Source organism: Blautia parvula (genome assembly GCF_020215665.1).
GTDB classification, from domain to species: Bacteria; Bacillota; Clostridia; order Lachnospirales; family Lachnospiraceae; genus Blautia; species Blautia celeris.
The window spans coordinates 1,726,790-1,740,191 of record NZ_CP084061.1; the positions used below are offsets into that span (position 1 = coordinate 1,726,790).

Genomic DNA, 13,402 nt, shown 5'->3' on the forward strand with positions numbered 1-13,402 from the left:
TCGGAAAAATGTCGGCTGGCGTCGGTTGGAAATCTACTCTATTCTACCTGATATCAGCACCTGTGTCTACAGCATAGCCCATGGGCAGAAAAAGCCGGGGAAACCTCCTATTGATGTCTCCCCGGCCCTGCACGGTTCTTTTTATTCTTCTGCCTCTGCTTTCTTATCCCAGAACTCACAGTCATCCCTTCCGATCACCTTTGAAGTAAAGGGTGTCCCGTCACGTTTCTTATAATGCCTGGTTGCCCGGAATACATACTTTGCCCCCACATATACAATGGGAACGTTGAAATACACGATCAAAATATTCCCCAGATCTGAGAATGCCCACAGGTTTCCCAGCTCCAGCCCTGCAATGTTGCAGAGGATTCCGAAAGCTGCCACAAAAAGCGCGATACACCGCACGGTATTCATACAGATTTTATCTTTCCTGATCCTGTTTGCCGCTATCTCGGAGAAGCTGATCATCCCCAGCAGACAGGTAAAGGCAAACAGACAGAAGCACAGCGTCACCAGAAATGTCATGACAGCATTCATGGCTGTCCCCGGTGTCAGCACGGCAATGGATTCCGTGAATTTCGGAAGCTTATCAAGCGCTGCCCATGACTCCGCCCCTGCACCGCTCCAGCAGTGAGCCATGACCACTACAAAGCCTGTCAGTGTACAGATGACCATGGTATCCAGGAACACACCCATGGAGGCGATCATACCCTGCTCGCAGGGATGCTTTGCATCTGCGGCTGCTGCTGACATGGTGATGGTACCCTGTCCGGCCTCATTGGACATCAGTCCTCTCTTTACCCCCTGCGCCAGAACAGTTCCGAAGACACCGCCGAAAAAGGCATCCGGCTTAAAGGCGCCGGCAAACACTGCCCGGAAGAAATAGGGAATGGTTTTAACATTCATCACAACTAAAACCAGCACCACCACAATATATAAAACTGCCATGACAGGCACCATCTTGTCTGTCCACTTGGTCACCTTCCTGATGCCTCCGAAAGCAATCGCTGCTGTCAGGAGAATAATGCCTGCCCCCACCAGATAATAGAACAGGGAATCTGTTGAAATGGTGGTATTCGTCACGATTTCTGCCATCCGCCCCACAGATGATACCACATTAAATCCCTGGGCCGGAAGACAGCACAGAGCGTAGAGTATATACAATACAGAGAGAAATATACCGACCCAGACCTTATTGCCCAATAGTCTTCTTCCATAGAAAGGCAGACCGCCTACGAACTCTTCTTCTTTTTTCTCCTTGAATATCTGTGCCAGCACACCCTCCATATAAGCAACTGCCATTCCGAAAAAAGCAGATACCCACATCCAGAACAAGGCTCCGGGTCCGCCAACGGCGATGGCTCCTGTCACACCGATGATATTGCCGGGTCCTACACGCATGGCTGAACTCAGGAAGAACGCTGCAAGCGGAGAAATCCCAGTCTCCACGGAACGCTTCTCTGTGAGAATTTTAATTGCCTTTTTAAAATGCGTGACCTGCATAAATCCAAGTTTAAAACTGAAAAAGATACCGGACCCTAAAAGCAGGATGATCGCAAACGAAAAACTTCCCAGAACAGGGATGTTGGCATACCACGCAAAGTTCGTGGGAAAGTCCCACAAAAAATCAGACAGCGGCCCGATAAAACCGAAGACACTGTTGATTCCTTCAAATACTGCTTCCATACTTTACCCTCCTAAGTTGTCAGCACTGCAGAACCCTTCTGTGATTATGGAAGGGGTATTTTCTGTCAGGCGTATAAATCTGTTGTTACTACAAGTATATGGGATATTTTTTGCAATGTAAACCTTTTGTGTGTTTATTTTATTGCATATCGTGTTGCGTGTTCGGAATTTTCAGACTTGGCAGAAACAGTGTGCAGAGTCCACGATTTATTGACAGACAAACACAAACATCGTACAATATAGATAGAAACACAGGGAAATATAGGAGGTGCGTATATATGAATAAATCAAAGAAATTTGCTTTGGCTGCCAGTGCTTTTCTGTTGCTTGCAGCAGGATTTTCTTCCGTCAGCTCCGGAACGACGGAAAAATTTGTACCTTTATCGGAATATAATGAACAGTTTGCCGGCCAGGAACAGATTTTAATCCCCATCAATAACTATAATAGACAATTTTCATCCCTGGAGCACAGTTTCGTTCCTATTGCAGAATACAATGATACGTTCTCCGGCCAGATACAGAACTTCGTTCCTCTCACGGATTACAACAATACGTTCTCCGGTCAGGTACAGGACTTCGTTCCTCTCATGGATTACAATGATAGGTTTTCCAACCGGACTCAGGACTTCGTTCCCATCTTCCAATACAACAAAAAATTCTCCGATTAGGCTCATGAATATCCGGCTGCACCCAAACACTCAAGTTACACCCATGCCGCCCCATTATGACACAGCGCCACCATGCACACCGTCCAAATTTCATTTGACAAAGCTGCACGCATATGCTATAGTTGTCCGCATCAACAGTAAGGAGATTCAAAATGGGTTATCATTTATCAAACCAACCAAAACCAGTTGCCAAGACCATCTCTGTACCATCCGCACCGATGAAACATTGTACAGAGTATGGCATATCATATACGCTATAGATTTCATCGGGAAATAAAAGAATAAAATTTCAGAAGAAGGGACTGCCCTGCCGGGTCAGCGCTCTCTTGTTTTATTGCTTTATTTCCCGTTATATACTGCGTAAAAGGCTATGGACAATGTTTTGTCTGTAGCCTTTTGCTGTTTTACAGAGATATGCGTGCAGACGCAAGCAGATCATTTCTGCTTCCCACAATCTGTGTCATCAGCAGAAGGCGGATACATGAGAATGTATCACTGCCCTCTGCTTTTTTTGTCACCCAAACACGGCTGCAGACAGACCGGATCACACAACTTAGAATTTCAGACTGTAAAAAAAGAAAGGAAACATATAACCATGAGTTTACTGGAAATCACCGGCCTGACACACACCTTCGGCGAAGGCCGGCTGTTTAAAGATGCCGAAATGACACTCAACAAAGGAGAGCACATAGGAATCGTCGGCCAAAACGGTGCCGGGAAAAGTACCCTGATCAAAATCTGCACAGAACAGCTCATCCCAGACGCAGGCCGGATCACCTGGCACCCGAAGACAACCGTGGGCTATCTGGACCAGTATGCACAGATCGACCCCTGCATGACCATGGAGGATTTTCTCCGCTCCGCGTTTCACTCCCTTTATGTTTTGGAAGATAAAATGAACAGCCTCTATGAGCAGGCTGCCGGGGACATGGACGCGTTAAAGGCAGCAGCAGGCTGCCAGGAAGAACTTGAAATAAGCGGATTCTATACCATAGATACCCGCATCGAACAGGTAGCCTCCGGCCTCGGCCTTTTATCCCTGGGCCTTTCCCGACCGGTGTCACAGATGAGCGGCGGTCAGCGTGCAAAGGTCATTCTGGCAAAACTGCTGCTCCAAAAACCGGACGTCCTCCTTCTGGATGAACCCACCAATTTTCTTGACAAAGAACATGTTGCCTGGCTGGCAGACTATCTCTCAGCCCTTGATAATGCCTTCCTGATCGTATCACACGACTATGATTTTCTGGAAAAGACAGCAAACCGGATCTGTGATATTGACAACAGCAGAATATCCAAATACTATGGCACCTATTCTGAGTTTTTGAAGAAAAAGATTCTGCTCCGTGAGGATTATATCCGTCAGTATTCCGCACAGCAAAAAGAGATCAAAAAGACCGAGGAATTTATCCGGAAAAATATAGCCGGCCGCAAATCCCGGATGGCCCGGGGCAGACAAAAACAATTGGACCGTATGGATAAAATGGAAGCGCTTGATTTAAAAGAACTGAAACCATATTTCCGTTTTTCCGGCCTTCCGCTCACTGCAGCGGAGCATCTGTCTGTACATCGCCTGTCCGTGGGATACCATTATCCCCTTTTATCTGATCTGGATTTTTCCATTACAGGCGGACAGAAAACCGTAATTACAGGATTCAACGGTATCGGTAAATCCACACTGCTCAAAACACTGCTGGGACAAATCCCCGCAAAAAAGGGCAGCTATACCTTTTCCGAACAGGTAAAGACCGGATATTTTGAACAGGACCTGCTCTGGCCAAACAGCACTCTCACTCCGGTCCAGATCGTATCTGACGCGTTTCCCGCCATGAACGTAAAAGAGATCCGAAAACACCTTTCCCTCTGCGGCATTACAAGCAAACACGCATCCCAGGCCATCGGGACACTGAGCGGCGGCGAACAGGCTAAGGTCAAACTATGCCTGCTCACCCTCACCCCCTGCAATTTTTTGATCCTGGACGAGCCCACAAATCATCTGGATATCCAGGCCAAAGAATCCCTGCGAACTGCCCTTCTCGACTTCCCGGGCAGTATTCTTCTTGTCTCCCACGAAGAATCCTTCTATGGGGGCCTGGTCCACAGAACCATTGACATTGAAAAAATCATGCGTAAAAAATAATGCCAAAGCGTTATAGAAACGTTATCTTTTCATGCTACGATTCTTCCTGTAAAAGAAACAGCCCCATTACAAGAAAGGATAAATACACATGAAAAATTTAATTCTTGAAACTGAAAACTTATCCAAACAATATGGAGAACAAATGGCTGTCCGCAATGTTTCCCTGCAAATTGAACGAGGCAGTATTTACGGTCTCCTCGGACCGAACGGCGCCGGAAAATCCACAACGCTGAAAATGCTGGTTGGCCTTCTCCGCCCCACAGGCGGCCGGATTATCCTGGACGGCAGGCCGTGGCAAAGGGAATCCCTTTCCAAAATCGGTTCTCTCATTGAGTCCCCTGCCCTGTACGGCAACCTGACAGCGGAAGAAAACCTTCTGGTGCATACCAGACTTTTGAAGATCCCCAAAACTAAGATCACAGAGGTTCTGGAAACCGTCAATTTAAAAAACACCGGCAAAAAGCGTGTCTCGCAGTTTTCCATGGGTATGAAGCAGCGGCTTGGCATTGCAGCCGCCCTTCTCAATGACCCGGAACTTCTGATCCTGGATGAGCCCACCAACGGGCTTGACCCTTTCGGCATTCAGGAGCTGAGAGAGCTGATCGTCTCTTTTTCCGAAAAAGGCATGACCGTAATCCTCTCCAGCCATATTTTATCCGAGGTTTCCCAGGTTGCGGACACCATCGGCATCATCAGCGGCGGAAAGCTTTTATTTCAGGGAATGCCGGATTCCGATGAAAATCTGGAGAACTTCTTCACAGAGGTTATACTGAAAGGAGGGAAAAACTGTGAGTGGACTGAAATCTGAGCTTTTAAAATATAAAAGAACATTTATGGGGAAACTGATTATATTCATTCCTGTATTTTTCGCCGTATACGCCCTGGTCACCCAGACATCCCTTATGGAAAATCCCATGTCTGAGAGCAGTTCCTGGAAATGGGAGAGTCTTTTAGCCCTTATTTTTAACTGGTGGCCCTTTGTGTTCCTGCCCCTGGGCTATGCGCTCTTCGCCGCCCTGGCTGCTGCCCAGGAAAAAAAATCCGGTGATTACCGTGCTCTGCGTGCCCGCAATATCCATCCTATGGCACTCTGGATCAATAAGATCACAGCTATGGCTTTCTTTGGCCTGCTTTCCACTCTTGTCCTCATGGCTGCGGCTGTCACGGCCGGCCTGCTTACAAATGCGGGAGCCCTGCCCTTCGGGAAGATTTTTACAGCCGGCATGGTCTGTTGGCTCTCTTCCCTCACACTGATTCCCATCCAGCTATGGGCTGCTGTGTGGAAGGGATTATTTCTCAGTATGGGAATCGGATTCCTGGGTATGATCACAGGAGTCCTGGCAGCGCCAATGTCTTTTTGGATGGCAGTTCCCTGGAGCTGGGCCACAAGAATGATGTGTCCCCTGATCGGTGTACATCCAAACGGCATCCTTTTACATGCAGGTGATCCCCTTCTGGATTTTTCTGTGATTCCTGTGGGACTTGCTGTTTCTCTGGCTGCGTTTTCTGCATTTACACTGCTCACTGCAGCCTGGTTCGCAAGAAGGGAGGCGAAATGATGCGCTTTTTATGGTCAGAATGGCTCAGGACAAAACGGACGGCGATCCGTTTTCTCACATTCTGTATGCCGGTCCTTTTTTCCCTTTGTGCAGCCGCCTACCTCATATCACATCCCGGCAGTACACAGGCATTTGCCTTTGAAGGATTTTTTACCATATGGACCGTATTTTTCATTCCCATAGGGGCAGGTGTCTTCGCAGGATTTCTTGTACATGAGGAAGAGCTTGCCGGCAGTTTTAACGGATTTTTAGGAACCGGTATTTCCAGAATCAAACTTTATATGGGAAAGTTCTCGCTTCTGCTGTTCTGCCTGACCGCCTGTACCTTTACAGCGGTGCTGACACTTTGCGTCTGCGTAAAGCCGATAATGCCGGAAGTTGTCTCATTCCGGCTGTTTCTTCCGGCTGCTGCCCTTATGGTGGTGGGAACACTTCCCCTCCTTGCCCTCCACCTGTGGATAAGTTTTGCATGGGGCATGGGCGCTTCCATCGGCATCAGCATGGGCGGTCTGCTCATGGCAGCCATTCTGGGACTCACCGGCATAGGATCCCGGATCTGGCCCCTGATTCCCTGGACATGGCCGGTAAAATTAGGTATGCTGCCGGGTGCTCTGATTCTGGAAGAAAGCGCTGCCATCCGATCCACAGAGATTTTTTCCGGTATCATGCACACAGCCGCCGTGGGATTCAGTGCAGCCGCAGCCGGCCTGCTTCTCTTCCTGGCAGGCGGAATGATGTGGTTTCATTTATGGGAAGGAAGGAAAAACTGCGAGTAACCAAAAAAAGAAAGGAAAACTATCTTGAGCAGAATACTGATCATTGACGATGAGACAGACCTGGTCATGCTGCTGGAGGACGAGCTGCGCGCAAAAGGCCATGACGTACTCACTGCCTATGACGGACAGACCGGCATAGAGCTCTCCAAAAAACAGCCTGATCTTATTATACTGGACATTATGATGCCCGGAACTGATGGATTTGAAGTCTGCCGGGCAATCCGGGACGAGGTCCTGTGCCCCATTATTTTTTTGAGTGCCAGGCAATCCGAGACGGATAAAGTCAGGGGACTGACCCTTGGCGGTGACGATTACGTGACAAAACCCTTTGGTCTTCGGGAACTGATGGCACGGATTGACGCCAATCTGCGAAGGGAAAAGCGCTCACAATATATCAATGCAGAGCATAAACGCTCCAAACTCTATTTCGGAACGCTCTGCCTGTACCTGAAAGAACGCGCTGTCAAAATTGAGGGCAGCAGGATCGATCTGACCAGACGGGAATACGACATTGTGGAGCTCCTTGCCCTCCACGCAGGCCAGGTCTTCTCAAGAGAACAGATCTATGAAAAAGTCTGGGGCTATGATTCCGAGGGGGATTCCGCAACGGTTGTGGAGCGGATCAAAAATATACGCGCAAAATTTGCCGCAGTGACCCCCGGCAGAGAATACATTTCCACAGTCTGGGGGATCGGATATAAATGGAACAAAATGTGAAAAGGCGGGAAAATAAAATGAAGAACAAATCACTTGCCGCCCAGTTCAGGCATACATTTCTTATGACCCTGGCAGCCTGCCTGACAGCCACCGTGCTGACCTATGTGCTGGCTGCCGCCCTGTTTGCCTATGCTCTTGACAGGTATATTTTACCGGCAAATTATTATCAGCAGCAGGTTTCCGATGTGGCCGCATATGTCCGTGAAAAAAACAGGGCACTGCTGTCCCCATCAGAGGAAAATGGATTAAAACATTCTTTTCAGGGGAACGGCATGCTCTATCAGGTGGTGGATTCCCGGGGTAATCTCCTGTACGGCACCAATGCTCAAAAACCCTTTGCCTCAGCTGAGGAACTTTTTGACAGCTTCGCGGATGAAACCGTCATCCGTCAGGGGTATTACATTTATACAGTCCCCATCACAGAGGAAAGCGGGGAACACGCAGGTGCTGTACTTCTCTTCTACCATATAAGCCCCACATTTGCCAATCATAAAGGATGGGTGGTCTCTGCCGTTCTTCTTCTGGCTCTGCTCTCTCCGTTTTTCTACATGATTGGTTTTACCCTGCTGTTTTCAAGAATCTTTGCTAAAAATGTAAATGCGCCTCTGCAGCTTTTGACGGAAGCCTCTAAAAAGATCAAAGAAAAAAATCTGGATTTTGAAATCAACTATTCTTCAGACAATGAACTTGGCAGGCTGTGCAGTGCCTTTTCAGAGATGAAGGAGGAACTGAAAAAATCCCTGTCCGCCCAGTGGGAAATGGAACAGGAACGTGTCTGGATGGCGGAATCCCTGGCGCACGATTTAAAATCCCCCCTTTCAATCATACTGGGGTATACAGACTCCCTGCTTGAAAACACACCGGACGACACGGAAAAGCTCCGCAGATACCTGACTGTCATCAGGGACAATACAAAGAAAAGCACTGCTCTGGTCCAGCAGATGCAGTATGCCTCCGATCTTGAAAGATCCGGCCTCCGACTGGAGCCGTCCCCACTTGATATCGCTGTATTTCTCACACAAAAAGTTCAGGACTATCAACTGCCGGCCCGGCAAAAGGGAATCACCCTCTCCCTTCACCTTCCTGAGCGGATACCACGTTCTGTCTGCACTGACGCGGATAAACTGGCACGTATCCTTGACAACGTCATCTCCAACAGCCTGCAGTATACCCCGCAGGGCGGCAGAATAGACATTTCCGTAAAGGCGGAAAAAAACCGGCTGCGCTATATTGTCTGCGATACAGGAAGCGGCTTTGGCCCGAAAGATTTGAAAAAGGCACTGGATAAATTTTACCGCGGTGACGAATCCCGGCAGAGTAAAGGAGGCCACTCCGGCCTGGGCCTGTACATTGCCGCGCAGCTGGCCGGGCAGCTTGGCGGATCTGTTGAAATCGGAAACACCAAAGCCGGCGGCGCATGTGTGACCTTCTGGCACAGCATTTAATCATAAGAAGAAGGCTGATCTTCGCGGGACCAGCCTTCTTTTTCTGTTCTGCTGTGCGCAGATATTTTTATGCTTTTGTACCTGTCAGCGCAATGCCCTCAATGAACTGTTTCTGGAAAATCAGATAGATCACGATCATAGGCACCATAGCCAGCACAGACCCTGCCATCAGGTTGGGGTAATTCACGGAAAACTGTCCGCGAAGCGTCGACAATCCTGAGGAAAGCGTCAGCATATCCAGCTTGGTATTTACGATCAGCGGCCACATCAGGTCCGCATAGGCAAACAATGCCGTGAACACTGCGAGTGCCGCGATCGCCGTCTTCGTAAGCGGAAATGCAATGCTCACAAAGGTTCTGAACTGCCCGCATCCGTCTATTCTGGCTGCCTCGATCAGATCATCCGGGATTCCCATATACGTCTGCCTGAGGAAAAAGGTACCAAAGGCACTCACAAGTCCCGGGAACACCAGCGCGAAGATGGAATCCGTCCTGCCTATGGCAGAGATCATTTCATACTGGGGTAGAATAAACACCTGCGCCGGGAACATAAGCTGTGATACCACCAGCGCAAAGCACAGATTCTTCATGGGAAAATGTACCTTTGCAAAGGCGTATGCCGCCATGGACGAAAATACGACTGCACAGACCACGCGGATGAAGATCATCATCAGCGTATTATAATACAGCTTCAAAAACGGGAGACTGTTCGTCACCTGTATATATGCCGCTGTATTCTGAAACGACTCCGGGAAAAATGTAGGCGGCACCAATGTCGTCTCCGGTACACTCTTAAAACTTGTCAAAATCATCCATAAAAATGGAAAAATCATTATTACACTGCCGAGTATCAGCACAAGATATATAAAAATATTGGCTTTGCTGATCTTTCTGCCATTTCTGCTTGCTCCAGCCATCACCTGTAACCTCCTCCTGCATCACACATCGTAAGTAACCCATTTTTTCTGTCCGATAAACTGAATGATCGTTATAACGGCGATCAATATCACACACCAGACAACCAGCGCAGAACCGTATCCCTTATTATTTTTCACAAATGTTTCCTGATAGAAATTATAAAGGATCGTCTCCGCACTGCGGATCGCAGGGTTTGTCTTCTCAATCATCATATAGACAATATCGAATACTTTCAGGGATGCCATCACACGCATCATCAGGACAAAAAACAGGGTTGGTGAAACCAGGGGAACCGTGATCTTCCGAAACTGCTGGAATCCCGTGGCGCCGTCTATCCTTGCCGCCTCATAATAGGTTCTGGATATACTCTGCAGCCCTGAAAGAAGCAGGATGGCATCATATCCCACGCTGCTCCAGATCGTCACGATGGCGCAGGTCAGAAGCGCTGTCTTAGGGTCTGCGATCCAGTTGATATCCGAGGGAAGATGCAGCGCCCCAAGTACGGTATTGATGATTCCGTACTCAGAGTTAAACAGCCACTTCCACACCATGGCTACCGCCGCCGGAGCAACTACCATGGGGAGAAAGTAAATGGCTCTGAATACTGTTTTTCCCTTGATCTTCTGGTCCAGCAGAACCGCGATGATAAGGCCGAAGATCACGGTCACCGGAACCGTAAGGACCATAAATACCAGTGTATTTTTCGTGATGGTCCAGAAGCCGGCGCTCTGGAACATTTTAATATAATTGTCCAGTCCCACAAATGTCCACTTTCCGAAGGCTCCTGATTTGAAAAAGCTCATATAAACCGTCCGAAGCAGCGGATAAATGTTCAGGATGATCAATCCGATGACGGTTGGCATCACCATAAAGAATCCCGTTGCCGCACCTTTGCTGTATTTTGTCTTTGTTTTCTGCTGTCTTGCCACCTCGTCCACCTCTCATTCTCAGTGTTCTGTAGCCAGGCTCTCATCCACTTGCTGCTGACACTGTTTACATGCATCCTCAAAACTCATATTTCCGCTGTATACCTCCAGAAGTGTTGCCTCAACCTCCGGGAACCAGGTGGATTTTGTCTTGGAATAGGGATACTGTACGCTGTACGCAAGCTGGTCTACATATGCCTGTACATTCTTACCCTCATAGTTTTTGGACCAGGATTCGCCTGTTCCGTTGAAGGCCGGGATCGCTGCTCCGTTTTCTCCGTGGATAATGGCTGCCTCCTCGGTTCCCAGGAATTTCAGGACATCTTTTACCACATCCAGGTTCGGGTTATCTGCTGCTGTGGCGTATGCAAGTCCGTTGGAAATGCTGGCACGTCCGTCGCCTTTGACCGGATCCGGGCATTTTGGCAGCACTGCCACATCCCAGTTCAGGTCAGGATAATTGATATACAGGTTGTTGATGCCCCAGCTTCCGAAATACATCATGGCACCCTCGCCTGCGAAGAAACGCTCTGCCTTTCCCAGGTCGGAAAGCTCTGACTGATTCGGTGAGAAATCATAGGCAAGCTGCCAGTCCATGTACTCTTTTAAGCCTTTTTGGGTACCCGGGTCTTCAAAGCCCGCTTTTGTCTTGTCCTCATTTACATAGAAACCGCCTGCCTGGTAAATGGTATTCAGCCATCCCTCCTGCTCGTTGTGATCAGCCATAATACCGTATTTTCCTGTCTTGTCGTGAATGGTCTGAGATGCTTCCACCAACGTATCCCATGTCCAGGTATCATCCGGATAGGAGACACCTGCCTCATCGAAAATGTCCTTATTGTAGACAAGCGCCACAGTATCTACATCTTTCGGAACACCGTAAACCTTGTCCTCATAGGTAAAGTTCTGGACCAGATTCTCTGCAAAGTTCTTGGTGTAATAATCTTTTCCCTCATCGTACAGGTCTGTCAGATCTGCCAGAATGCCTGCCTCCGCATATTTGCTGAATTCATTTGTGTGCATCCAGAAAATGTCGGGGAGAGAGTTGCTGTTTGCCATTGCCTCCAGTTTTGTCCAGTATTCACTCCATGTGGAGATCTGTACGTCAATGGTCACATTGGGATGCTGCTCGTGATAAGCCTTTGCCAGTGCCTCCATACCTGCCTGCTGGTAGATCTCCCAGCCCAGCATGGTGAGCTTCACTTCTTTGTCGGAAGAGGTTCCCGATGCCTCAGTACCGCTGTCCTTGCTGCCGCCGGAACTTCCCTTGGAATCCGTACCTCCCCCGGAGCCGCATCCGGCCATGACGGACGCCAGCATACATGCTGTTAAACCTAATGCCCAATAACGTTTTTTGTTTCTCATAACTTTTCCTCCCATATGTCATTATTTTTTACACATTTCTTTTTGCATTAAGGAAATATGTCTCATATATGATGTTTATCATTATAACATTTCGTCATTTTCCACAAAACATCATAAGCTGGCAATATGTGTACAATTTGGATGTACAAAGTAGTATTTTGTATATACATGCGCGATTTTGATAGTATATTTAAATTACAGCCTCTATTTTTCGCATTTTTTCATTATTTTTTTCTACTTTACAGTTTTCTTTTCAGTCTATAAAATAACAATGCAATCTCCGCTTTTGCGAAAATTCATTTTTACTCAGGAGGCATACATATGGAAAGCTACATCTTTAACTTTAATGAATACCAGGACTTAAATTTACTGGAAATCGGCGACCAGCAATGTACCCCGCTTTATTCTTTTGGTCCGTACATCAGGAATGAATATATTTTCCATTATGTGCTTTCCGGAAAAGGCTATATCTCTTACGCGCCGTCCACCTGCTCTGACAACAAGATCCTGGCAGACATATCCGGCAGTATCGAGATCAATGCAGGGGAGGGATTTCTTTTTGAGCCACACAGCAAACACATATATCATGCGGATGAGAAGGAACCGTGGCATTACATCTGGATTCTCTTCAAGGGGTTATGCGTTCCCCAGTACCTGCGTGCCTGCGGACTGAACCACGGTTCGCCCGTCTATCATCCCAAGGATTACAGCGCACAGACCACCACAAGCATAAAAGAGCATCTGTCCGCCATCCTGCAGCATCCCCACGCCTCCAAGGCATTTATCATAGGGCATCTGCACCTGTTTTTTGACACCCTGATCAAAAACGCGGCAGGCTCCATCAAATCCGGGCACGCCAATATCCGCATCGCCGACCTATACATATCCGAGGCGGTCCGCTACATAGGCGCAGAGTACGCCGGCATCCGCTCCCTGGACGAAATATCCAACTACTGTAATGTGAGCAGAAGCCACCTGACCAAATTATTCCGCGCCAACCTGCATATGTCCCTGCAGGAATATCTGATCCAGTTTCGGATCAACAAATCTCTGGATCTCCTGGCGAGTACCAATCTTCCGGTCTACCAGATTGCTTATCATGTGGGATATGAAAATGAATTGAACTTCTTAAGAGCGTTTAAGAAACAGATGGGTATATCACCGAGTACGTGGCGGAAGCAGAATAAGCTATGACAGCCTGATTCT

12 protein-coding genes are annotated in these 13,402 nt (G+C 48.1%); 8 read left to right on the top strand and 4 right to left on the bottom strand.

Annotated elements, in window-relative coordinates; translation table 11 throughout:
• Nucleotides 1–141: 141 nt before the first annotated feature.
• Nucleotides 142–1,686, bottom strand: a complete 1,545-nt coding sequence (locus LC508_RS08075; protein ID WP_103731429.1) for an alanine/glycine:cation symporter family protein — start codon at nt 1,684–1,686, stop codon at nt 142–144.
• A gap of 278 nt (nt 1,687–1,964) precedes the next feature.
• On the opposite strand from LC508_RS08075, the gene LC508_RS08080 reads away from it, so the two are divergent.
• From LC508_RS08080 to LC508_RS08110, 7 genes are all read left to right on the top strand, one after another.
• Entirely contained in the window at nt 1,965–2,354 is a 390-nt protein-coding gene (locus LC508_RS08080) for a hypothetical protein (RefSeq protein WP_103731430.1), read from the top strand.
• Between the two features lie 595 nt (nt 2,355–2,949).
• A complete protein-coding gene (locus tag LC508_RS08085) occupies nt 2,950–4,491 on the top strand; it encodes an ABC-F family ATP-binding cassette domain-containing protein (protein WP_103731432.1) in 1,542 nt (513 codons plus the stop codon).
• Nucleotides 4,492–4,579: 88 nt separating this feature from the next.
• Nucleotides 4,580–5,299: a lantibiotic protection ABC transporter ATP-binding protein gene (locus LC508_RS08090; RefSeq protein WP_103731431.1), complete on the top strand. Its 720-nt coding sequence runs from the start codon at nt 4,580–4,582 to the stop codon at nt 5,297–5,299.
• Complete coding sequence (locus LC508_RS08095; protein WP_033141366.1) at nt 5,280–6,050, top strand: lantibiotic immunity ABC transporter MutE/EpiE family permease subunit; 771 nt, start codon at nt 5,280–5,282, stop codon at nt 6,048–6,050. Before LC508_RS08090 ends, LC508_RS08095 begins: the two co-directional genes overlap by 20 nt.
• Complete coding sequence (locus tag LC508_RS08100; RefSeq protein ID WP_054353598.1) at nt 6,047–6,826, top strand: lantibiotic immunity ABC transporter MutG family permease subunit; 780 nt, start codon at nt 6,047–6,049, stop codon at nt 6,824–6,826. Before LC508_RS08095 ends, LC508_RS08100 begins: the two co-directional genes overlap by 4 nt.
• Nucleotides 6,827–6,850: 24 nt before the next feature.
• Nucleotides 6,851–7,543 carry a response regulator transcription factor gene (locus LC508_RS08105; protein ID WP_033141364.1) on the top strand — a complete coding sequence of 231 codons (693 nt, stop codon included), beginning with the start codon at nt 6,851–6,853 and terminating at the stop codon, nt 7,541–7,543.
• 17 nt (nt 7,544–7,560) lie between these two features.
• A complete protein-coding gene (locus tag LC508_RS08110; RefSeq protein WP_103731433.1) occupies nt 7,561–8,988 on the top strand; it encodes a HAMP domain-containing sensor histidine kinase in 1,428 nt (475 codons plus the stop codon).
• 67 nt (nt 8,989–9,055) lie between these two features.
• Here the strand turns inward: LC508_RS08110 and LC508_RS08115 are convergent, their stop codons facing one another.
• The 3 genes from LC508_RS08115 to LC508_RS08125 form a co-directional block, all read right to left on the bottom strand.
• The gene (locus LC508_RS08115; protein WP_033141362.1) at nt 9,056–9,904 is read right to left on the bottom strand and encodes a carbohydrate ABC transporter permease; all 849 of its coding nucleotides are present in this window, start codon (nt 9,902–9,904) and stop codon (nt 9,056–9,058) included.
• 21 nt (nt 9,905–9,925) lie between these two features.
• Nucleotides 9,926–10,774, bottom strand: a complete 849-nt coding sequence (locus LC508_RS08120; RefSeq protein ID WP_052099451.1) for a carbohydrate ABC transporter permease — start codon at nt 10,772–10,774, stop codon at nt 9,926–9,928.
• A 78-nt stretch (nt 10,775–10,852) separates the two neighbouring features.
• Nucleotides 10,853–12,196, bottom strand: a complete 1,344-nt coding sequence (locus LC508_RS08125; protein ID WP_033141360.1) for an ABC transporter substrate-binding protein — start codon at nt 12,194–12,196, stop codon at nt 10,853–10,855.
• Between the two features lie 321 nt (nt 12,197–12,517).
• Between LC508_RS08125 and LC508_RS08130 the strand changes: the two genes are divergently transcribed.
• Entirely contained in the window at nt 12,518–13,390 is an 873-nt protein-coding gene (locus LC508_RS08130) for an AraC family transcriptional regulator (RefSeq protein ID WP_033141359.1), read from the top strand.
• The last annotated feature ends 12 nt before the right edge of the window (nt 13,391–13,402 follow it).